Below are 21,712 nucleotides of genomic sequence, written 5' to 3'. Positions count from 1 at the left end.
TGTTGTTGTCTGGCGCTTTTGCATCATGGTCAAAAGCGCGATTTTCACCGAGGCAGGATCCCCATCCTGTTCTCGGCCTACTGCAGGGTGCTGCGATAGGAACATTCGTACAGTATTCAGAATCGAAAAAATATAGACAAGAAACGCTGCTGTCAAAGGTCGAAAGTGAACCGTCAGTCACAATCGAACTATTAGTCACATGAATGACCGCATCGTTCACGCGACAGGCCGAAGGTGGACGAACGGCATAAGGCGCCGCCAAGCCTTTGAAATAGCGCCGCAATAGAGCCTTTTATTGATCGATGACCTAGAATCCAGCGCAGTATTTTTCTACCGCCGCCCAGTCTGGAGCTGTCATGACCCCTGCATTGGATTTGTTGAAAAAAGTTCGTGCCGAACATCGCGTGCACAGTTACGAACATGATCCGAAGGCAGCGTCCTACGGGCTGGAGGCCGCGGAGAAGCTGGGACTGGATCCGGCGCAGGTGTTCAAGACCTTGCTGGCGGCCAGCGAGAAAGGTGAGTTGCTGGTGGCCGTGGTGCCGGTCGTCGGAAGTCTGGACTTAAAGGGCCTGGCGCATGCAGCGGGCGTGAAAAAAGTCGAAATGGCCGATCCTGCCGCAGCGCAACGATCCACCGGTTACCTCTTGGGCGGCATTAGTCCGCTGGGACAGAAAAAGCGCTTGCGCACCTTTATCGATAATTCAGCTCAGCCCTTCGCCAGCATTTTTGTCAGTGCGGGGCGACGAGGGCTGGAAGTCGAATTGGCACCCGCGGTGTTGGCCGAACATACCCAGGCGAAGTTCGCTGATATCGGCCGTGCCTGACGCGGACTATCAGCCCGGCGCTGTATGGTGCAAATTGACGGGCTCTGTCACTGGTGCCGCATTGTCGGCAGCTTCATGCTCGGTGGCCTGACAAAGGGAGAATGTTATGCAGCTTGAGTTTCATCAGGTCGATGCGTTCAGTGATCGGCCGTTCAGTGGCAACCCGGCGATGGTCTATCGCCTCGATGCCTGGCTTGCCGATGAGTTGATGCAGAAGATCGCCGCCGAGCACAACCTCGCCGAAACCGCCTTCGTGGTACGCGAAGGGCAGGGCTGGCGCATCCGCTGGTTTACTCCAACCACCGAGGTGCCGTTGTGCGGTCATGCAACTCTGGCCAGCGCTTATATTCTGTTTGAAATCTACAAAGAGCCGGTCGAGCGACTGGACTTCGTCTGCAAGTCCGGCCCGCTAAGCGTGAGCCGTGAGGGTGAGCGCTTGTGGCTGGATTTTCCGGCGCTCATTCCGTCGGAAGTGGGCGTGACCCTGGATGTCGAGCGCGCGCTGGGTGTGGAAGCGGTTGATGTGCTGGGGTCGAACGAGTTGTTCGTGGTGCTGGAGTCCGAGCAGGCGGTGCTCGAATGTCAGCCGGACATGGCTGCGCTGGCGAAGCTGCCGTGGCCAGGAGCAATTGTCACGGCCAGGGGCAGCCAGCATGATTTTGTTTCCCGCTACTTCGCACCGGCGATCGGCATCAACGAAGACCCCGTGACGGGTTCGACTCATTGCAGCCTGATTCCGTACTGGTCGAAACGTTTGGGTAAGTCGAGCCTGACGGCTTATCAGTGTTCGGCGCGGGGCGGAGAGTTGTTCTGTCGACTGGAAGGGGATCGGGTGAAAATCGGCGGGAATGCGACGCTCGTTGCAAGCGGAACGCTAATGCTGGGTTGATGCTGACCTTTGTAGGAGCAAAGCTCGCTCGCGATGAACGATGTCGCGGTGCATCAGCTAAACCGTGGCGATGCTATCGCGAGCACGCTTTGCTCCTACAGAAACGGGGTGTCAGTGGGCGCTGCTGTAGCGGCGGACGCCGGACTCTACGACCGGAATCTGCGCCGCCGTACTGCCCGATGCCTGAAACAACACCAAGTGTTCAGCCGCGACACGAATGCCGACCTCTGAACCCACCAGATGATCGGCATGGCTCGGGAAAATCGATTCCAGCTGCGCGCCGGTCGGCAACTGCAAGCGATACAAGGTCGACGCACCCTGGAAAGACTTGCCGACAATCCGGGCCTTCAACGTGCTGTCCGGTGCATAAACGATATCGTCCGGACGCAGCAATACATCCACCGCTCCGCCAACCGGCCAGGTGTAGGCACGATTACCGCGTAACTCACCTAGTTCGGTCTGCACCGACTCGGGGCTGCTCAGCTGACCGCGAATGAAATAACCCTGGCCAATGAAACTGGCGACAAACGGCGTCAGCGGTTCGTGATACAGGTTGTAGGGCGTGTCCCACTGTTCCAAACGACCTTCCTTGAAAACCCCCACATGATCGCTCACTGCGAAGGCCTCTTCCTGGTCGTGGGTCACCAGAATCGCGCTGGTACCACGGGCCTTGAGGATATCGCGCACCTCATGGCTGAGCTTGCGCCGAAGCTCGCCATCAAGGTTGGAGAAGGGTTCGTCGAGCAGCAGCAATTGCGGTTCCGGCGCCAGGGCGCGGGCGAGAGCGACGCGCTGCTGTTGACCACCGGACAGCTCATGCGGGAAGCGCTTGCCGAGGTTTTTCAGGTTGACCAGTTCCAGCAATTCTTCGGTGACGCGATCCTTTTGCGGGTGCTTGCGAATCCCGAAGGCGATGTTCTCGGCCACGCTCAAATGCGGAAACAGTGCGTAATCCTGAAACACCATGCCGATCCGGCGTTTCTCCGGGGCAAGGGTGAACCCGGCGCGGGAGATCGTCTCGCCCGCCAACTGGATTTCACCTTCGTGTACCGGTTCGAAACCGGCAATGGCTCGCAGGGTGGTGGTCTTGCCGCAACCCGATGAGCCCAGCAGGCAACCGATGTCGCCGGCATTCAAATGCAGGTTGAGGTTCTGCACGACTCGCTGGTCTTGATAGCCGCAGGCGAGATTACGCAGGTTCAGCAGTAATGGATGGCTCATGCGTGGTGATACGCCGGCTCGACGAGAAACTCGAGCAGGGCCTTTTGTGCGTGAAGACGGTTTTCGGCTTGATCCCACGCGACGGAGCGCTGGTCATCGAGCAAGTCGACGCTGATCTCTTCGCCACGGTGGGCCGGCAGGCAGTGCATGAACAGCACATCCGGGGCGGCCAGGTCGAGCAGGGCGCGGTTGACCTGGAACGGCGCGAACAGCTTCAGGCGCTTGGCGGTTTCCTCTTCCTGGCCCATGGAGGTCCAGACGTCGGTGCTGACCAGGTGGGCGCCGCGTACGGCATCCTTCGGATCGCGGACGATGGTGACCCGATCACCGGCCTTGGCCACGAATTCAGGGTTGGGTTCAAAGCCTTCCGGGCAAGCGACGCGCAACTGGAAGTCGAACTGGATCGCCGCTTCTATATAGCTGTTGCACATGTTGTTGCCGTCGCCGATCCAGGCCACGGTTTTGCCCTGAATCGAGCCGCGGTGCTCTAGGAAGGTCTGCATGTCGGCCAGCAACTGGCACGGGTGCAGGTCATCGGACAGGCCGTTGATCACTGACACGCGCGAGTTGGCGGCGAATTCGGTCAGGGTGCTGTGGGCAAAGGTACGGATCATCACCGCGTCGAGCATGCTCGACATGACGATGGCGCAGTCGCCGATCGGCTCGCCACGGCCCAGTTGGGTGTCGCGCGGCGACAGGAAGATCGCCTGGCCACCGAGCTGGATCATGCCGGCTTCGAACGAAATTCGGGTGCGGGTCGACGATTTCTCGAAAATCATCCCGAGCACGCGGTTTTTCAGGGGCTCGAACAGTACGCCGCGGTTACGCAGGTCTTTGAGCTCAACGCCTCGACGGATCACGCTGACCAGCTCTTCGGGCGTGCAATCCATCAGGGAGAGAAAGTGCCTTGCGCTCATCATTGACTACCTTTTTGCAACAGACCGCAGATACTCAAAGCCTTGTTTAACTGAAAAACGGGCGAGACCTGCGGCGTAAGCCGCACGGGGCGACGAAATAGGGGAAGGCGCGATCTTATAATTAAATGTCGCGTCTTACCAATAGGGCTACGGTTTTTAGGGGATTTCAGAGGGGCTACGGGATGACCGCAGTAGCGCTTTTGAAGCCTGTTTCCTGACAGCAGCCCGTCATTTGTACACTGGGGGTGCGGGGCTTTGCAATCAAACGGGGCGGGGAAGGCGTAGCAACGGTCGGTTTCTGACCTGTCATTCGAAACATTTGTACTCAGGATTGAGGGATGTGTCTGGTCTGAAACATTTGCTAATGCAAAGCGGCGGGTTATAACTAACGCACGAACGACGCAGGAAGCCTTCGGAATGGAATCGAAAGAACGACAGTTAATGGAATTACTCGGCCTCACGGCTCGCTCGCTGACCCACCTCACCGCGTCCATGACCTCGATGTCCTTCGAGTTGATGCGCAGTGAAGACGAAGTGACCAAGGCTGCCGGCCGGCGGATGATCGACCGCATGGCAACCATCAGCACCGGGCTCGACGAGCACTGGCGGCTGATCGGCGAACTCACCGGTGTTCATGTCGCTCAAGAGCAGATCGAAACCATCCAGGAGATCCAGTTGCAGGCGCCGCCGAGGCTGCCGCCGAACTGATCCCCAGCGGTCATCGGCTGGCCTGATGGCCGCCGATTCACAAGACGAACGTCGCTGGCGCAGCAGTGGATCAGGCGCCATAGTTTTGTTCCCGCGGCCGATATCGCCCGCCCATAACAAGACAGAGACTGGCCATGACCAAGACTCTCCATCACCGTGCGTGCCACTTGTGTGAAGCCATCTGCGGCCTGACCATCGAAACCACCGAGGTCGAAGGCGCGGTGCAGATCACTTCGATCAAGGGTGACGCTCAGGATACATTCAGCCGCGGGCACATCTGCCCCAAGGCCGTCGCCTTGCAAGATATTCAGAGTGATCCGGATCGTTTGCGTCAGCCGATGTTACGTGTCGGCAGTGAATGGCAACCCATCCAGTGGGAAGTCGCCTTCAACCTTGTAGCCGAACGTCTGGCGGCGATTCAGGAGCGTCACGGACAGAACGCGGTGGCGGTCTATCAAGGCAACCCCAGCGTGCACAACTATGGGCTGATGACCCACAGCAATTACTTTCTCGGCCTGTTGAAAACCCGCAACCGGTTTTCCGCGACCTCAGTCGACCAGTTGCCCCATCACCTGACCAGCCATTTGATGTACGGCCACGGTTTGCTGTTGCCGATCCCGGACATCGATCACACCGATTTCATGCTGATCCTCGGCGGCAATCCGCTGGCCTCCAACGGCAGCATCATGACCGTGCCGGATGTGGAGAAGCGCTTGAAGGCCATTCAGGCCCGCGGCGGCAAAGTGGTGGTGGTCGATCCGCGCCGTAGCGAAACGGCGGCGATTGCCGATCAGCATCTGTTTGTGCGCCCCGGTGGCGATGCGGCGTTGTTGTTCGGGCTGCTCAACACTTTGTTCGCTGAAGGCCTGACCCGCGACAGTCATTTGCCGGTGGACGGTCTGGATGAGGTGCGTGAGGCGGTCGCGAATTTCACCGCCGAGGACATGAGCCCGCTGTGCGCAGTGCCCGCCGAACAGATCCGCCAACTGGCGCGGGACTTTGCGGCGGCGCCGACAGCGGTCTGTTACGGCCGCATGGGTGTCTCGACCCAGGCGTTCGGCACCTTGTGTCATTGGGTTGTGCAGTTGATCAACCTGGTCACCGGTAATCTCGATCGCGTGGGAGGTGCGTTGTGCACCGAACCGGCGGTGGATTTGGTGGCGTCCACCTCCGGTGGGCATTTCAATCTGTGGCAGAGCCGGGTCTCCGGGCGTCCTGAATACGGTGGAGAACTGCCGGTGTCGGCGCTGGCCGAAGAGATGCTCACCGAAGGGGAAGGGCAGGTCCGCGCGCTGATTACCGTGGCGGGTAATCCGGTGCTGTCGACGCCCAATGGCCGACAACTGGAGCAGGCTCTGGACGGTTTGGAGTTCATGGTCAGCATCGACCTGTACATCAATGAAACCACGCGTTATGCCGACCTGATTCTGCCGTCCACCTCGGCCCTGGAAAACGATCATTACGACACGACTTTCAATATGTTTGCGGTGCGTAACGTCAGTCGGTTCAATCGCGCGATTCTGGCCAAACCTGAAGGTGCGTTGCATGACTGGGAGATTTTCGTGGGGCTGGCCAAGGCGTTTGCTGCGAAGACTGGCAAGGAACTGAAACCGACGATCCCGCCAGCGCAGATGATCGACCGTGGCTTGCGGATGGGGCTGTATGGCGACGCTTCGGAGCACAAGCTATCGCTGGCGACGTTGTTTGATCACCCTCACGGTGTCGATCTTGGGGCATTGAAATCCAATCTGGCTCCACGTCTGAAAACAGCTGATCAGCGAGTCCAGGCAGCGCCTGCCGCGATCCTTGCTGACCTCGTGCGCTTTGCGGCATTGAAAGCGCCGGCCGTTGATGAGTTGCTGATGATTGGCCGCCGTCATGTGCGCAGCAACAACTCGTGGATGCACAACTATCACCGCCTGGTGAAGGGTAAACCGCGCCATCAATTGCTGATGCACCCGGATGACCTGGCCAGCCGTGGGCTCAACGACGGACAGCGAGTGCGGGTCAGTTCGCGGGTCGGTGTGATTGAAGTTGAAGTGCTCGGCAGTCTGGATATGATGAAAGGCGTGGTCAGCCTTCCGCACGGTTGGGGCCATGCGCGGCCGGGTGTGCAGATGACCATTGCCAGTGGTCAGCCGGGTTCCAGCGCCAATGACCTGACCGACGAGTGTCAGCTCGATGAGTTGTCGGGCAATGCGGCGTTGAACGGTGTGCCAGTGACCGTGGCGGCGGCTTGATCAAGTCTGTCGGGGAGACCGAGCAGGGTGCTCGGGTTTCCGTTACAATGCGCCACCGTGCCGACCCCTGAGTCGGAAAGTTCAGCCGAGGTGCTCCATGGATATCATCGAAACGATTAAAGAGCAGATTGCTAACAACACCATTCTGCTTTACATGAAAGGCTCGCCGAATGCCCCGCAGTGCGGCTTCTCTGCGAAAGCCGCGCAGGCCGTGATGGCGTGTGGTGAAAAATTTGCTTACGTGGACATCCTGCAGAACCCGGAAATCCGCGCCAACCTGCCAAAATACGCCAACTGGCCAACCTTCCCGCAACTGTGGGTTGGCGGTGAGCTGGTCGGCGGTAGCGACATCATGACCGAGATGGCTGCAGACGGTTCGCTGCAAACCACCATCAAGGCTGCTGTCGAAGCTGCTGCTGCCAACAAGACCGAAGCCTGATTGGTATCTGTAGGAGCAAAGCTTGCTCGCGATGCAGGCGCCGCGGTTTAGCAAGAACACCGCGTCATCGTTCATCGCTGGCAAGCCATGCTCCTACAGGGTCATTAAAAAAGCCCCGCCTCTTTAAAAGAGCGCGGGGCTTTTTATTGTCTCGAGTTTAGCGGGCGCTAACTTACTCTTCGCCCATCTGCGATTGCAGATAGTTCTCAAGACCGACTTTATCGATCAGGCCCAGTTGGGTTTCCAGCCAGTCGATATGTTCTTCTTCGGATTCAAGAATATCTTCAAGCAGTTCACGGCTACCAAAGTCGCCAACGGTTTCGCAATGAGCGATGGCCACTTTGAGATCCGCATGACCGGTGCGTTCGATACGCAGGTCGCACTCAATCATTTCCTGGGTGTGTTCGCCGATCTGCAGCTTGCCCAGGTCCTGGACGTTCGGCAGGCCTTCAAGGAACAGGATGCGCTTGATCAGCTTGTCCGCGTGCTTCATCTCGTCGATGGATTCGTGGTACTCGTGCTTGCCGAGCTTGTTCAGGCCCCAATCTTCGTACATGCGTGCATGCAGGAAGTATTGATTGATCGCGACCAGCTCATTGGCAAGGATCTTGTTGAGATGCTGGATGACTGTAACGTCGCCTTTCATGATGGGGTCCTGCCCTAAGTAACTGTCTATAAGGCAGAGTTTGAGCCGCGTAATTAAGAGTGTCAAACCTAAGTTATTGAAACTTAAGTGAAAATTAATCGGAATAAGAATGTTTGTGTTCCGCGTCTAGAGCGTAAGCGGTTGATTTTCAGACATAAAAAAACCGGACATCAAGTCCGGTTCTTTGAAATACGTTATTTACGCGGCAGTAAATTCTACAGGGAAGGGAATCGCGGCCTGGGCCGATTGCAATTTGGTCAGGGTTTCGCGGACCACTTCCTTGGCAAGGCAGGCACATTTGCCGCATTGGCTAGCTACGCCGGTGGCCTGACGGACTTCCTTATAGCTGCAGCAACCTTCATAGATCGCTTCGCGGATTTGACCGTCGGTGACGCCAGTGCAGAGGCAAACATACATAAGTGAAAACCGTCGCTGGTTGTGACTCAATTGCGATGGATCTTAATGTTAACGAGAATGATTGTCAAAGTGGTTTCTGAAAGCTTTGATCAGGGCTGACGAACGGTTTCCTCTCGGCATCGATCACGAGGAAAACCCGTCGACTGCATTTCCCCTGACAAAAAAACCGTTAAGGACAGGTCAAAAACGCAGTGTATGATGGCCGGTCCTATGAAGCGGGTTCGTGTCACAGGGCTGTCGCCTGAAGGTGGCAGGCTGATGCGAGCCCAGTTTTTCACGTTATTAGACCAGGAGATATCCAATGAGCGTACTCGTAGGCAAACAAGCCCCTGACTTCACCGTACCGGCCGTACTCGGCAATGGCGAAATCGTAGACAGCTTCACCCTGTCGTCGGCCATCAAAGGCAAATACGGCCTGGTGTTCTTCTACCCACTGGACTTCACCTTCGTTTGCCCGTCCGAGCTGATCGCTCTGGACAACCGCATGTCTGACTTCAAGGCACGCAACGTTGAAGTGATCGCCGTTTCGATCGACTCGCACTTCACCCACAACGCCTGGCGCAACACCCCGGTCAACAATGGTGGTATCGGCGAAGTTCGCTACACCATGGCTGCCGACCTGAAGCACGAAATCGCCAAGGCCTACGACGTTGAGTCCGAAGGCGGCGTGGCTTTCCGTGGCGCGTTCCTGATCGACGACAAAGGCGTTGTCCGTTCGCAGATCATCAACGACCTGCCGCTGGGTCGTAACATTGAAGAGCTGATCCGTCTGGTCGACGCTCTGCAATTCCACGAAGAGCACGGCGAAGTTTGCCCTGCCAACTGGAAAAAAGGCGACAAAGGCATGACCGCTTCGACCGAAGGCGTCGCGGCTTACCTGACCGAGAACGCTGCTGCGCTGTAAGGCACGTTTGAGGCATAAAAAAACAGGCCGTTGAGGCTAATGCCGATCAGTTAAGCCCTCTTGCTTGACCTTTGGCCGCAAGAAATCAAAATCCGATGCCTGTACTGGCATCGGATTTTTTTATGCGTCTCGCTCGGGCCCTGGAACTGACCCACAATATCGCCTCCACCCCTAACTCAATCGAGGGACTGGATTCTTTACTCGATCCATCTTTGGTCGAGCAGGCACTTGAACAGGCCGGCGTGGCGCCCCTGCGCAAGCGGCGTTTGCCACTGGAAATGATGCTCTGGTGCGTGATCTCCATGGCCTTCTTTCGCCGCATGTCGGCGTGGGATGTGGTCAGCCGCATGAACATCATGCTGCCGGGCCAACGTCCATTGGTGGCACCCAGCGCTGTGGTTCAAGCCCGTCAGAGATTGGGCTGCGAGGCTGTACGACAAGTCTTCCATCTGACTCAGAAAAGTTGGCATGAGACCGTGGATCACCCAACTTGGGCAGGCTTGCGTTTGCTGGGGGTCGACGGCGTCGTCTGGCGAACACCCGATACACCCGAAAATCGGGCGCGCTACGATTCCGCCAGCAACCAGCATGGCGACACCGGTTTCCCCCAGGTGCGCATGGTCTGCCAAATGGAGTTGACCAGCCACATGCTGATCGGCAGCGCGTTGGATGGCTATCGCAGCAACGAAATGAAACTGGCGGAGCAACTGATCGAAACCACGCCCGATCACTCGCTGACGCTGTTCGATCGCGGTTTTTACTCCTCGGGTTTGCTGCATCAGTGGCAGCAAGCAGGCATCGAGCGACATTGGCTGATGCCTCTGCGCAAAGGTGCGCAGTACGAAGTGATTCAGCGCTTGGGGCGCCAGGACGCTGTGGTCTCGTTGAGCACTTCGCCGCAGGCCCGCACGCAATGGCCGGGGCTGCCGGAGCGCCTGACCGCGCGATTGCTGAGCAAAACCGTCAAGGGCAAGGTTTGTCAGATCCTGACGTCGATGGCCGATCCGCTACGCTTCCCGTCCGACGAAATCGTCGACCTGTACAGCCAGCGATGGGAGATCGAATTAGGGTTTCGCGAGATGAAACAGACGCTGCTCAACAGCAGCTATACATTGCGTAGCAAGACGCCCGAGATGATCGAGCAGGAACTGTGGGGTGTGTTGCTGGGCTACAACCTGCTGCGCTACCAGATGGTGGAAATGAGCCGCCACTGTCCAGGTATTTACCCGTGCGAAATGAGCTTTACCGCGTGTACTTGGGCAATTTTAGGGTTTATCAACAGCGTTTCGGCCGACCGTTCCGGGAACATCCCCAAATATCTGGCCGAGCTGCACGCCTCTGCCCCGCATTATGTTCTGCCGCATCGACGGGAAGAGCGCATTTATCCCCGCGCCATAAGGCTCAAATCACCGAAATATCCGATCAGAAAGAAAAATGCCAGTCAGCTTAACTGACTGGCATTAGCCGTTGAGGCCGGTTTTTTTATGGGCGGGATAAACCCAACGATCAGTCGTTGTAGTCTTCCCAGCCGCCCATTTGTTTCCAGCGATTGACGATGCCGCAAAACAGCTCGGCCGTCTTCTCGGTGTCGTAGCGAGCCGAGTGGGCCTCACGACCGTCGAAGTCGATGTCGGCTGCCGAACAGGCCTTGGCCAGTACGGTTTGGCCGTAAGCCAGACCGGCCAGGGTCGCGGTATCGAAGCTCGAGAACGGATGAAACGGATTGCGCTTCATATCCAGGCGTGCGACAGCGGCGTTGAGGAAACCCAGATCGAAGCTGCTGTTGTGCCCGACCAGAATCGCCCGTTTGCAACCGTTGGCTTTCAGAGCCTTGCGGATGCCGCGGAAGATGTCGGTCAGCGCTGCTTCTTCACTCACTGCCATGCGCAGCGGGTGATCGAGTTTGATCCCGGTAAATTCCAGAGCGGCCGCTTCGATGTTCGCGCCTTCAAAAGGCTCTACGCGAAAGAAGTAGGTGTGGTCGGGGTACACAAACCCTTTTTCGTCCATGCCAATGGTGGTTGCGGCAATTTCCAGCAAGGCGTCAGTGGCAGAGTTGAAACCACCGGTTTCAACGTCGACAACGACTGGCAGGTATCCACGGAAGCGCTCAGCCATCGGGTGGCGCGAACCACCTCCGCCGCCTTGACCGTCCTGTTCGTCGTCGAAATGGTCTTCACTCACGCGTGTTCCTCCAGCAGGCGCCAGCGCAGTTTTTCACCGGCGCGCAGCGGGATTACGGTCAGCTCGCCAAATGGCAGGCTGGTTGGGGCGGTCCACTCTTCGCGGACCAGGGTAATGCGATCGGTGTTCACCGGCAGGCCGTAGAAACGAGGGCCGTTCAGGCTGGCGAAGGCTTCGAGCTTATCCAGCGCGTTGCGCTGTTCGAAGGCTTCGGCATACATCTCGATCGCTGCATAAGCTGTGTAGCAGCCGGCACAGCCGCAAGCGGCTTCTTTGGCGTGCTGGGCATGGGGCGCCGAGTCGGTGCCGAGGAAGAACTTGTCGCTGCCGCTGGTGGCGGCGTCGAGCAGGGCTTCCTGATGGGTGTTGCGCTTGAGGATCGGCAGGCAATAGAAGTGCGGCCGAATCCCGCCCACCAGCATGTGGTTGCGGTTGTACAGCAGGTGATGCGCGGTGATGGTCGCGCCAACATTGGCCGAAGCCTCGTTGACGAACTGCACGGCGTCGGCGGTAGTGATGTGTTCGAACACCACTTTGAGGCTCGGGAAGCGCTCGACCACACGACGCATGTGCTCATCGATAAAGAATTTTTCGCGATCGAACACGTCGACATCGCCACGGGTGACTTCACCGTGAACCAGCAAGGGCATCCCGACTTCGGCCATGGCCTCAAGTGCAGGGAAAATCTTGTCGATGCTGGTGACACCAGAGTCCGAGTTGGTGGTCGCGCCGGCCGGGTACAGCTTGGCGGCGTGAATGAAGCCGCTGGCCTTGGCCTCGCGAATTTCTTCGGGCTGGGTGCGGTCGGTCAGGTACAGCACCATCAACGGTTCGAAGCGGCTGCCAGCCGGGCGTGCAGCGAGAATCCGCTGGCGATAGCCGTCGGCTTCAGCGGTGTTACGCACCGGAGGTACCAGGTTGGGCATGATGATGGCGCGACCAAAGGTGCGCGCGACATCCGCGACTGTATTGGGCAACACAGCACCATCGCGAAGATGAATATGCCAGTCGTCGGGACGCAGCAGGGTCAGGCGGTCGGACATGAGGGGATTCCAGGCGGGTCAAACTGAGGGGAATGCTACCGGAAAAGACTCTTCCAGGCACTCGCTATCAAGTTTTGCAGGAAGCTTCCGATATCCAACAGGTATGCCGTAAACATCTGTGTGTCGGTCTTTTTGTTGTAGAAGCCAGTGGAGCCTCCCGTGCGCCAGCGTTATTTAGCCTTGCTCAGCGTGTTTGCCAGCCTTCCTGCGATGGCGCTCACTTTCCAGACCCGTCTGGAGAGCATCGAGTGGACGGTCGAAGGAGACAAGTTCGAGTGCCGCCTGACTCAGCCGATCAGCGATTTCGGTTCGGGCGAGTTCGTGCGTCGCGCTGGCGAGCAAGCGACGTTTCGTCTGAAGGCCTATAACTCGATGATCGGCGGCGGTTCGGCCACCTTGCTGGCGGCGGCTGCACCCTGGCAGCCGGGGCGTGGCGACATCAACCTCGGTTCTGTACGAATCGGCAGCGGCAATGTGTTGTTTAACAGTTCGCAAGTTCAGGCTGGCCGCTTGATCAGTGGCCTGATGGACGGCCGCAGTCCGGTCGTTCGACATTACTCGGGCGATGGCCGGGTGTCGGAAGTGCGCCTGTTGCCGGTCAAGTTCAGCAAGGCCTTCAACGACTACCAGAGCTGCGTGGCGAAGCTGCTGCCGAAGAATTTCGAGCAGGTTAAACAATCGCAGATCGGCTTCCCCGGTGAAGGCATCGATCTCGACGCGCAGGCCAAGGCGCAATTACAAGTGATGCTGGAGTTCATGAAGGCTGATCCGACGGTCAACCACGTCGAGCTCGATGGCCACTCGGACAACAGCGGCAACCGCCTGACCAATCGTGACCTGTCGCGGCGTCGGGCCCTGGCAGTCATGGAGTTCTTCAAGGCCAACGGCATTCAGGAATCGCAGATCACCGTGCGCTTTCACGGCGAGCGTTATCCATTGGCGCCCAATACCAATTCCGCCAACCGGGCGAAGAACCGTCGGGTCAATGTGCACCTCGCGCGCGTTACGCCCACCGAAAAGTCGGCCCCTCAGGCCACCGCATCGGCGAGCGCTGCATCGACCTCCTGAACCCGCTGTAATCGTCGCTCACTCGACATAATCTGTCGCTTCGTCGTCATAAGCTGTCGCGCCTCTGTAAATTATCCTGCATGACCGGTAGACTTGACGGCTTTCCGTAGAACCCCGTGGAGTGATGGCATGGCGGACGTAAACAAGGTCGTTCTGGCGTATTCCGGCGGCCTGGACACTTCGGTGATCCTCAAGTGGCTGCAGGATACTTATAACTGTGAAGTCGTGACCTTCACCGCTGACCTGGGTCAGGGCGAAGAGGTCGAACCTGCACGCGCCAAGGCACAGGCCATGGGCGTGAAAGAGATCTACATCGACGACTTGCGCGAAGAATTCGTGCGCGATTTCGTTTTCCCGATGTTCCGCGCCAACACCGTTTATGAAGGCGAGTACCTGCTGGGTACTTCCATCGCTCGTCCGTTGATCGCCAAGCGCTTGATCGAAATCGCCAACGAAACCGGTGCTGACGCCATTTCCCACGGCGCCACCGGCAAGGGCAACGACCAGGTTCGTTTCGAGCTGGGCGCCTACGCCTTGAAGCCAGGCGTGAAAGTGATTGCTCCGTGGCGCGAATGGGACCTGCTCTCCCGTGAAAAGCTGATGGATTATGCTGAAAAGCACAACATCCCGATCGAGCGTCACGGCAAGAAAAAATCCCCGTACTCGATGGATGCCAACCTGCTGCACATCTCCTATGAAGGCGGCGTGCTGGAAGACACCTGGACCGAGCACGAAGAAGACATGTGGAAATGGACCGTCTCCCCGGAGAAGGCTCCTGACAAAGCTCAATACCTGGAACTGACCTACCGCAACGGCGATATCGTCGCACTGGACGGCGTCGAAATGACCCCGGCTACCGTGCTGGCGACCCTGAACCGTATCGGTGGCGAACACGGTATCGGCCGTCTCGACATCGTTGAGAACCGTTACGTGGGCATGAAGTCCCGTGGCTGCTACGAAACCCCAGGCGGCACCATCATGCTGCGCGCCCACCGTGCGATCGAATCGATCACCCTTGACCGCGAAGTGGCTCACCTCAAAGACGAGCTGATGCCTAAATACGCCAGCCTGATCTACACCGGTTACTGGTGGAGCCCTGAGCGTCTGATGCTGCAACAGATGATCGACGCGTCCCAGGCCCACGTGAACGGCGTTGTGCGCCTGAAGCTGTACAAGGGCAACGTGATCGTCACCGGTCGCAAGTCCGACGAATCGTTGTTCGATGCCAACATCGCGACCTTCGAAGAAGATGGCGGCGCCTACAACCAGGCCGACGCGGCGGGCTTCATCAAACTCAACGCCTTGCGCATGCGAATTGCGGCGAACAAAGGCCGGAAGCTTTTCTGAGATCTTTGAAACCGTAGTGGAACGACGGTAATAGAGTTGTGGCCTTGTCGGTGACAAGGCCACAATTTTGAATAGGGGGAGTTTTCCTACCGGTCATCGTGTTATCAGCGCTCTATTTGTATCTGTAATACCTTCCTTCTGTTTCCTCTCTCTGAATGCTCTTCAAGCGTTACCTGCTGCGTGTCAGGTAAAAAGAGTGATCAAGAATCGTCAGACCGTGTGAATTCAAATTGTAAGCAATGCAAAGCGTTGGGCCGCTGCGATTCTTTGCCTGTTTTGATTGCTTGCTTGCGCTTTCCTTCAGTAATGCCTCCGAATCGGTACAGGTGAGAAATACGATCACTTGTGCAGGGCTTCCCTGTGGGCGTCGGTATTTTTCAATCCAGGCACCGAATTCCATTTTCTTGTTTAGCCACCGCGCATCGATGATGTGCAGGTTCTTTAGCTGCTCGGCCATGCAAACGTACTGTAGAGCCGAGAGGCCCGTCTGAATATCGATCCGGGCGGGAGGGTCCTTCAGGTTATCGGGTCGCTGACCGCGTTCAGCGTTGTCCATCACTTTTATAAAGTGCTTTCCCTTGCCGTAATCGGATGGCGCGTACAGCGACCGATAGTTGAAGTTGAGTGTGGCGAAGAAAAGAAAAAGCAAATAAAAAGGGAAACTGATCAGGAACCAGATATAGAACTCCCGTTCCTTATTGTCGAGAAAGGGCAGTGATACGGCGGCCGATGTTTCAGAAATAGCGGCAAATATTGCAATAACTGTCATGGGGTTGATGATTTTTTTCTTTGATTTGATCATGTGTTTTGCTCGTTGAAATATTATTTTTTCTCGGTTGATTAATGTTTTGGTTTGATTTTAATAACTAAGTGGTCGGTGATTGTATTGGTGCGGTGGCTCCTTTTAAGTTTTAGATTTAGAGGGTTTGATAGTAGCGGTATTGAGTGTGCGGCGGGTGCCTCTGTTGTAGGGTTTTAGGTGGTATTGGATTGAGTTTGTTGTTGAAGTGTTGCCTGGTGTGATTTTTACTACATTCTTGATGTGCGGTGTTTGTGGTGTGGGGTTTCAAGTGGTAAATATCAGTTACTTTTAAGGGTAGCTCAATAGTCAGTATTCGTTGGACCTCTTGCGGCGAACCCTGTTATTTGGTTTTCTGGTTGTAAACTGAAACAAAAAAACTGCGGATAATCGAAATATTTTCTGGTTGATAAAACGTTTACCCCCACCGTATTTTTGGGAATTTTGTAAGATTATTCTTCAATGTCTGTAGGGAATGTCTCTCGGTGTGGGTGGCCGAGGGGGGCGGCATGCCATGGGTGAAACGACTAGGCTATCGTGCGGGCTCTAAAAATTCGAACAGCGAAAATTGGACTTGCCCATGAATAAAGTGCTGATCGTGGATGATCACCCCGTCATTCGTCTTGCGGTACGTATGCTAATGGAGCGTCACGGCTACGAGGTTATTGCAGAGACAGATAATGGCGTGGATGCGTTGCAACTTGCCCGTGAGCATATGCCGGATATTGTCATCCTGGATATTGGAATACCGAAACTTGATGGGCTGGAAGTCATTGCGCGTCTGACATCGACAGCGATGCCCATGAAAGTGCTGATATTAACTTCCCAGGCACCTGGGCATTTTTCCATGCGTTGCATGCAATCCGGTGCCGCAGGGTATGTCTGCAAACAACAGGATCTCACTGAGTTGCTCAGTGCAATAAAGGCAGTATTGTCGGGCTACAGTTACTTTCCGAATCAAGCCTTGCATACCGTACGTTCCAGTTTGGGGAACGCCAGTGAGGCCGATATGGTGGATCGACTGTCGGGACGGGAAATGATGGTCTTGCAACAATTGGCCCGAGGCAAGACCAACAAGGAGATCGCCGACGGAATGTTCCTCAGCAATAAGACCGTCAGTACTTACAAGACTCGTCTGTTGTTGAAGCTCAATGCTCGCTCCTTGGTCGACCTGATCGAATTGGCTCAACGCAATGGTCTGGTGTGACTGCCTCAGCGTTTGACGAGGCGCGATGAACGGGGGGGGATCAGGGGTCGGGACTTAGTAAAAAGCCTCCGTTTCGGGAGGCTTTTAGGTGTCATAGATCAAAATCGTAATCGGCCAATTGCTTTTGCAGTCGGCGCTCCTCCAACAGATTGTCGATGGTACGGCGTTTGCTCAGGTTGGTCTTCGCCACTTCAACCACCGGCTCAGCATCATCAGTCTCAACAGGGGTGAAGTCGTCTTCTACGTCCAATTGCTCTTTGCCAGTGCTCATAGTGTTACTCCAGGCTAAGGCTGCCTTTGGCGCTCCTTATATCGATAAACTCCCGGCGGGTAAAAAAGATTTTTTCAATCGATAAATCAAAAAACCTAATAGCGCCTCAATCGTCCGAAGTCTTTTGCTTGTATTCGCACAAGTCTTCGATCCGGCAACTGCCGCAGCGAGGCTTGCGAGCCAAGCAAACATAGCGTCCGTGGAGGATCAGCCAGTGATGGGAATCCAGCAGATATTCCTTCGGCACGAACTTCATCAGTTTTTGCTCAACCTCGACCACATTTTTGCCTGGAGCTATGCCGGTACGATTGCTGACCCGGAAAATATGCGTGTCCACGGCCATGGTCAGCTGACGGAATGCGGTATTGAGCACCACGTTGGCAGTCTTGCGGCCGACGCCGGGTAACGCTTCCAGCTCTTCACGGGTTTGCGGCACTTCGCCTCCATGACGTTCCATCAGTAAGCGACAGGTCTCGATCACGTTTTTCGCTTTGCTGTTGAACAGGCCGATGGTCTTGATGTATTCCGACAGTCCCTCGACACCCAAGGCATAAATCGCCGCCGGTGTATTGGCCACCGGATAGAGTTTGGCGGTGGCCTTGTTGACGCCGACATCGGTCGACTGCGCCGAGAGAATCACTGATATCAGTAATTCGAACGGCGAGGAGTAGGCTAGTTCGGTCTTCGGTTCCGGGTTGTCTTCGTGAAATCGGCGAAAAATTTCCAGACGTTTTGCGGCATTCATGGGCAGTGCGTTTCCTCGAAGGCGGTCAGTGAGAGGGCGTCGAGCGGGTCCAGGCCTGACGTGCGGCGAGCAGCAGTCCCAGCAGAATGAATCCACCAGGGGCCAGGGTGGCCAGGCGCAAGCCACCGTCGGCGGTCAGTACCCAGCCTTGCCAGTCCGTTTGCGCAGTGCCGGCCAACCATGGCAGATGGCTGCCGAATGTTCCGTTGCCGATGAATTCGCGCAGCAAGCCAAGGCCCGCCATCAACGCGCCGAAAAGGCCACATCGGCGCAGGCGATCACGCCAGGCGCTCTGGAGAAAACCGGTGTGTTCCAGCACAACGCATTGCAAGGCAATCAATCCTGCATAGAGCCCTACATGTTGGTGCCATTGCAGCGACCAGACTTGCGCGGCGAGTTCCGCGCAGCTGGTCAGCGTGGCCGCCAGCAGGACGCTGGCAAGCAAACGTGTCTCCGGGACAAGTCGGGATCGCAACGCGCCCATGCTCACCCCAAAGGCACTGATCACCACGATGAACATCAGCCACAAGCCCAGAGCGGTCACCAATGAATCTGTGGCGCCGATCAGCGGCGCAAGCATCAGTGAATTCTGCAGCGTCGATGACTTATTCATGAGCGCTGCTCCCGATCAACTGTTGCTGATGTTCGTCGAAATAGCGCAACGCGTCATGGATGGCGTTGATGACCGCTCTCGAAGTAATGGTTGCCCCCGCCATTTGATCGAATTGCCCCTGATCCTTTTTCAAGGCCCAGCCATTGTCGGCAGGTTCGGTTTGGGACTTTCCGGAAAATCCCTGAAGCCAGGCATTGGGCCAGTCGGCGAGTCGGCCGCCCAGGCCCGGAGTTTCCGATTGCTTGAGCGTTTTCACGCCTAACACCTTGCCGTTTGCGCCGATGGCGATCAGCAATTCGATGGAACCCTCGTAGCCCAGGGTCTGGCTGCGCAGCAACACGGCGCTGGGTTGGCCAGTCTTGGTCGCCAGGTAGCCACCTAGCAGCGTGCTGTTGGCCAGCTCAGTATTTTCGAGGGCGAGTGTCTGTTCCAGCGGCTGATTGTCGTAGCCTCCAGCAGGGAGCAAGTCCAGCAGGTTACGACTGTCGATCAGGCGCTGTTCGGCCGCAATGCGCGGCGCGCTGGTGTGCTGCACGAGGTAAGTCGCGCCAATCCCCAAGCCTGCCAGCACCACCAGGATCACAACGCTCGACGCTCGGCTCATGGCGCACCCCGTTCCAGTCTGGAGGTGGCAAACCGCTCCAGCGCCGGCACACAGAGGTTCATCAACAGCACGGCAAAGGCTACGCCGTCCGGATAACCACCCCAGGTACGAATCAGGTACGTCAGCAGCCCGACGCCCGCGCCGAACAGCAGTCGCGCGCCGGGGCTTTTTGCACCGGACACCGGTTCCGTGACGATGAAGAATGCACCCAGCATGCTCGCGCCAGTGAGCAGATGAAACAGCGGCGAACCATGGGAGTCGGAGCCCGAGCCGTTCCAGCACAGCAGGCTGATGATGAACAGGCTGGCGAGCATGCCGACCGGCGCATGCCAGCTGAACACCCGTCGTTGCAGCAGAAACGCGCCACCTGCCAGAAAGGCCAGGTTGACCCATTCCATGCCTCGGCCGCCGAAATGACCGAACGCCGGGTTAGCGGCAAACAGTTCGTCCATGGTCAGGCTTTTGTTGATCCGCAGGCTGTCCAGCGCCGTGGCTTGGACCCAGGCGTCTGGCGTCTGCCCGAGGCTGAACCCGAACACCTGCTGCAAGCCGCCGATCAGGTCCAGCCCATGGGATGACGGCCAGAGGGTCATCTGTTGGGGAAAGGTCACCAGCACCAGGGCGAAGCCCAGCATTGCCGGGTTGAACGGGTTCTTGCCAACGCCGCCATACAGGTGTTTGCCGAACACCATCGCGAACGCCGCGGCACAGACCGTCAGCCACCACGGGCAATAAGGCGGCAAGGCCAGAGCCAACAGCGTCGCGCTGACCAGCGCACTGCCGTCGCTCAGGGCCGGCTTGACCGCAAGCTTGCGCAAGCGCAATACGGTCGCTTCAACGGCCAGTGCGGTAACACCGGTCAGAATCAGGTTGATCAACACGCCCCAGCCATACAGCCAGAAAAACACCAGCATTCCCGGCACGGTGGCCAGCAATACCAGCTTCATGGTCTGCTGAAGGCGCTCGTCGACCGATTCAAGGGGCTGCATAGGCATCCACCTGACGCTCGGCTTCACTCACCGCGCGTTCCAGGGCTTCGATCTGCTCAGCTGGCGCTTCGCTGGCTTGGCCTTTCTTGAGTTCGGCGCGGCGCATGGCCAGCTGGATCTTTGCCCGATTCAGCTGCGCATTTTTCGCCGGAACGACGGGTGCCGCGGCTGGCGGTGCAGTACTTTCCAGTTTCGCTAACGCCTGTTCGGCTGCCTCGAACTGCTGTTGCAGGACGATCAGTTGCGACTGCTGTTCGAAGGTCGGCGGATGCCCGAACGCCTTGAGTGACTTGTTCAGTTGCGCCCGACTCATCGCCAGATCGATCTTGGCCTTTTTCAGCGCCGTATCCGCATTGGCTGCCTTCTGTGCGCGGACTCGCTCAAGAGCGGCCTGAACCGGATTGAGCGTCGCCACCTCACTGTGCTGGATGGCGCGTTGGGCTCGGGCCTGACGTTCGGCGATTTTCTGTTCTTCTTCGCGACGCAGGCGAGCATTGCGCTGTTCGAATCGGCGCCGTGCGTGATTGCGCTTGACCGTCCGGGCGCGTTGCTCCTCAAAGCTGAACGCCAGGCCACCGACAATCGGCAGCACTGTGGCCAGCGGCAACGGCCGCATCTCGATGCAATCCACCGGGCAGGGCGCTACGCACAGATCGCAACCGGTGCATTCATCGACGATCACCGTGTGCATCAATTTCGCCGCGCCGACAATGGCATCCACCGGGCAGGCCTGGATGCACTTGGTGCAACCAATACACTCCGCTTCACGAATATAGGCGATCTGCGCCGGGGCCGAACCGCGACTGACGTCCAGTTCCAGCACCGGCACTTTCAACAGCTCGGCCAGGGCGGCGATGGTTTCGCTGCCGCCCGGCGGGCACTTGTTGATCGGTTCGCCGCTGGCAATGCCTTCGGCGTACGGTTTGCATCCGGGGTGGCCGCACTTGCCGCATTGGGTCTGCGGCAAGAGGGCGTCGATGCGTTGAATCAGACTCATGTTTTGATCAGTCCGCTGAATCCGAGAAAGGCCACTGCAATCAATCCGGCGCCGATCAGGTCGATGGGCAGGCCGCGAAAGGGCAGGGGGATATCATTTTCGATTGTGCGTTGGCGCAAGTCGCTGAACAGGCTCAGTACCAGCCAGAAGCCCAGGCCGGCACCCAGGCTCAGGGCCATGGCGTGGAAGAAGCCTTTGTCGTCCTGAGCATTGAGCAGCGTCAGGCCGAGTACGCCAGCATTGCCCAGCAGCAGGGGCCAGAGGCCATCGAACGCAAGCTTTGGAAGTAACCGGGAAAGCACTTTCAGCAGCGGGCCAATCAGCAGAACGCTTAATGGAAGGAAGACGAAAAGGCGCAGCGACGTCAGCTCCAGCGGGACCAGCAACCAACGGTAGGCCGAGTAACCCAGCGTGCCGACGATCAGCATCAAACACGTCGTCGCAAGGCCCAACGCATGGACCTGTCGATGCTCGTTGCCCAGCAGCGGATCGACGCCCAGCGGCCAGTGCAACACGAGGTTGTTGATCAGGGCAGTGCTGATAAGCGTAAGAACAATTTCGGTCATGATCGTGCCGGCAAGAACGGGGCTTTTTAACGGAGCGGTCTAAAAAGCTTAGGCATTATCCGGCAAGGACG

At 57.4% G+C, this 21,712-nt stretch carries 24 protein-coding genes; 10 read left to right on the top strand and 14 right to left on the bottom strand.

All coding sequences use genetic code 11. The features are described from left to right. Positions 1–356: 356 nt before the first annotated feature. Together ybaK and QFW87_RS23835 are read left to right on the top strand one after the other, a co-directional pair. On the top strand, positions 357–827 hold the full coding sequence (gene ybaK, locus QFW87_RS23840) for a Cys-tRNA(Pro) deacylase (RefSeq protein ID WP_007971306.1): 471 nt from the start codon (positions 357–359) through the stop codon (positions 825–827). 106 nt (positions 828–933) lie between these two features. Continuing rightward, positions 934–1,716 carry a PhzF family phenazine biosynthesis protein gene (locus QFW87_RS23835; RefSeq protein ID WP_283189034.1) on the top strand — a complete coding sequence of 261 codons (783 nt, stop codon included), beginning with the start codon at positions 934–936 and terminating at the stop codon, positions 1,714–1,716. A 111-nt stretch (positions 1,717–1,827) separates the two neighbouring features. On the opposite strand, the gene QFW87_RS23830 is transcribed toward QFW87_RS23835, so the two are convergent. After that, the gene (locus QFW87_RS23830; RefSeq protein WP_283181534.1) at positions 1,828–2,937 is read right to left on the bottom strand and encodes an ABC transporter ATP-binding protein; all 1,110 of its coding nucleotides are present in this window, start codon (positions 2,935–2,937) and stop codon (positions 1,828–1,830) included. Continuing rightward, positions 2,934–3,854, bottom strand: coding sequence for an ornithine carbamoyltransferase (gene argF / locus QFW87_RS23825; RefSeq protein ID WP_283189033.1), 921 nt, complete (start codon positions 3,852–3,854; stop codon positions 2,934–2,936). The genes QFW87_RS23830 and argF overlap by 4 nt, the downstream gene beginning before the upstream one ends. Before the next feature lie 417 nt (positions 3,855–4,271). Between argF and QFW87_RS23820 the strand changes: the two genes are divergently transcribed. From QFW87_RS23820 to grxD, 3 genes are all read left to right on the top strand, one after another. Then, positions 4,272–4,562: a hypothetical protein gene (locus tag QFW87_RS23820; RefSeq protein ID WP_008155590.1), complete on the top strand. Its 291-nt coding sequence runs from the start codon at positions 4,272–4,274 to the stop codon at positions 4,560–4,562. A gap of 134 nt (positions 4,563–4,696) precedes the next feature. Beyond that, on the top strand, positions 4,697–6,802 hold the full coding sequence (locus tag QFW87_RS23815) for a molybdopterin oxidoreductase family protein (protein ID WP_283189032.1): 2,106 nt from the start codon (positions 4,697–4,699) through the stop codon (positions 6,800–6,802). A gap of 97 nt (positions 6,803–6,899) precedes the next feature. Further along, a complete protein-coding gene (gene grxD / locus QFW87_RS23810) occupies positions 6,900–7,241 on the top strand; it encodes a Grx4 family monothiol glutaredoxin (protein ID WP_007943565.1) in 342 nt (113 codons plus the stop codon). A gap of 172 nt (positions 7,242–7,413) precedes the next feature. Here grxD and bfr read toward each other — a convergent pair whose 3' ends face one another. Together bfr and QFW87_RS23800 are read right to left on the bottom strand one after the other, a co-directional pair. Then, entirely contained in the window at positions 7,414–7,887 is a 474-nt protein-coding gene (gene bfr / locus QFW87_RS23805; protein ID WP_283181531.1) for a bacterioferritin, read from the bottom strand. A gap of 198 nt (positions 7,888–8,085) precedes the next feature. Beyond that, positions 8,086–8,304 (bottom strand): bacterioferritin-associated ferredoxin, encoded by a 219-nt coding sequence (locus QFW87_RS23800; RefSeq protein WP_283181530.1) that lies wholly within the window; start codon positions 8,302–8,304, stop codon positions 8,086–8,088. Positions 8,305–8,605: 301 nt separating this feature from the next. Here QFW87_RS23800 and QFW87_RS23795 point away from each other — a divergent pair, with 301 nt between their 5' ends. Then, the gene (locus QFW87_RS23795; protein WP_064679479.1) at positions 8,606–9,208 is read left to right on the top strand and encodes a peroxiredoxin; all 603 of its coding nucleotides are present in this window, start codon (positions 8,606–8,608) and stop codon (positions 9,206–9,208) included. A 122-nt stretch (positions 9,209–9,330) separates the two neighbouring features. Beyond that, positions 9,331–10,662 (top strand): IS4 family transposase, encoded by a 1,332-nt coding sequence (locus tag QFW87_RS23790; RefSeq protein ID WP_283189031.1) that lies wholly within the window; start codon positions 9,331–9,333, stop codon positions 10,660–10,662. A 52-nt stretch (positions 10,663–10,714) separates the two neighbouring features. Here QFW87_RS23790 and rnt read toward each other — a convergent pair whose 3' ends face one another. Then, positions 10,715–11,392 carry a ribonuclease T gene (rnt, locus tag QFW87_RS23785; protein WP_046047091.1) on the bottom strand — a complete coding sequence of 226 codons (678 nt, stop codon included), beginning with the start codon at positions 11,390–11,392 and terminating at the stop codon, positions 10,715–10,717. Next, the gene (gene pyrC / locus QFW87_RS23780) at positions 11,389–12,435 is read right to left on the bottom strand and encodes a dihydroorotase (RefSeq protein ID WP_056742014.1); all 1,047 of its coding nucleotides are present in this window, start codon (positions 12,433–12,435) and stop codon (positions 11,389–11,391) included. Before pyrC ends, rnt begins: the two co-directional genes overlap by 4 nt. 159 nt (positions 12,436–12,594) lie before the next feature. Between pyrC and QFW87_RS23775 the strand changes: the two genes are divergently transcribed. Both QFW87_RS23775 and QFW87_RS23770 read left to right on the top strand, forming a co-directional pair. Beyond that, on the top strand, positions 12,595–13,503 hold the full coding sequence (locus QFW87_RS23775) for an OmpA family protein (RefSeq protein WP_283181527.1): 909 nt from the start codon (positions 12,595–12,597) through the stop codon (positions 13,501–13,503). Between the two features lie 129 nt (positions 13,504–13,632). Next, positions 13,633–14,850 (top strand): argininosuccinate synthase, encoded by a 1,218-nt coding sequence (locus QFW87_RS23770; protein WP_007898502.1) that lies wholly within the window; start codon positions 13,633–13,635, stop codon positions 14,848–14,850. Between the two features lie 169 nt (positions 14,851–15,019). Here QFW87_RS23770 and QFW87_RS23765 read toward each other — a convergent pair whose 3' ends face one another. Beyond that, positions 15,020–15,652, bottom strand: coding sequence for a hypothetical protein (locus QFW87_RS23765; protein WP_283181526.1), 633 nt, complete (start codon positions 15,650–15,652; stop codon positions 15,020–15,022). A gap of 577 nt (positions 15,653–16,229) precedes the next feature. Between QFW87_RS23765 and QFW87_RS23760 the strand changes: the two genes are divergently transcribed. Next, on the top strand, positions 16,230–16,856 hold the full coding sequence (locus QFW87_RS23760; RefSeq protein ID WP_008155570.1) for a response regulator transcription factor: 627 nt from the start codon (positions 16,230–16,232) through the stop codon (positions 16,854–16,856). 91 nt (positions 16,857–16,947) lie between these two features. Here the strand turns inward: QFW87_RS23760 and QFW87_RS23755 are convergent, their stop codons facing one another. The 7 genes from QFW87_RS23755 to QFW87_RS23725 all read right to left on the bottom strand — a co-directional run bounded on the left by QFW87_RS23755 (position 16,948) and on the right by QFW87_RS23725 (position 21,641). Then, positions 16,948–17,127: a hypothetical protein gene (locus QFW87_RS23755; RefSeq protein WP_010457665.1), complete on the bottom strand. Its 180-nt coding sequence runs from the start codon at positions 17,125–17,127 to the stop codon at positions 16,948–16,950. Between the two features lie 106 nt (positions 17,128–17,233). Further along, positions 17,234–17,872, bottom strand: coding sequence for an endonuclease III (gene nth, locus QFW87_RS23750; RefSeq protein WP_008155568.1), 639 nt, complete (start codon positions 17,870–17,872; stop codon positions 17,234–17,236). Positions 17,873–17,897: 25 nt separating this feature from the next. Next, complete coding sequence (locus QFW87_RS23745) at positions 17,898–18,485, bottom strand: Rnf-Nqr domain containing protein (RefSeq protein WP_283189030.1); 588 nt, start codon at positions 18,483–18,485, stop codon at positions 17,898–17,900. After that, a complete protein-coding gene (locus QFW87_RS23740) occupies positions 18,478–19,089 on the bottom strand; it encodes an RnfABCDGE type electron transport complex subunit G (protein WP_283189029.1) in 612 nt (203 codons plus the stop codon). The genes QFW87_RS23745 and QFW87_RS23740 overlap by 8 nt, the downstream gene beginning before the upstream one ends. Further along, a complete protein-coding gene (locus QFW87_RS23735) occupies positions 19,086–20,078 on the bottom strand; it encodes an RnfABCDGE type electron transport complex subunit D (RefSeq protein ID WP_283189028.1) in 993 nt (330 codons plus the stop codon). Before QFW87_RS23735 ends, QFW87_RS23740 begins: the two co-directional genes overlap by 4 nt. Next, a complete protein-coding gene (gene rsxB / locus QFW87_RS23730; protein ID WP_283181521.1) occupies positions 20,065–21,075 on the bottom strand; it encodes an electron transport complex subunit RsxB in 1,011 nt (336 codons plus the stop codon). The genes QFW87_RS23735 and rsxB overlap by 14 nt, the downstream gene beginning before the upstream one ends. After that, the gene (locus tag QFW87_RS23725; RefSeq protein ID WP_129438012.1) at positions 21,072–21,641 is read right to left on the bottom strand and encodes an Rnf-Nqr domain containing protein; all 570 of its coding nucleotides are present in this window, start codon (positions 21,639–21,641) and stop codon (positions 21,072–21,074) included. The genes rsxB and QFW87_RS23725 overlap by 4 nt, the downstream gene beginning before the upstream one ends. Positions 21,642–21,712: the final 71 nt, after the last annotated feature.

This window comes from Pseudomonas sp. PMCC200344 (assembly GCF_030053095.1).
Classification (GTDB): domain Bacteria; phylum Pseudomonadota; class Gammaproteobacteria; order Pseudomonadales; family Pseudomonadaceae; genus Aquipseudomonas; species Aquipseudomonas svalbardensis.
Note: the sequence above shows the minus strand (reverse complement) of the source record. Positions and strands in the feature narration are given on the sequence as shown.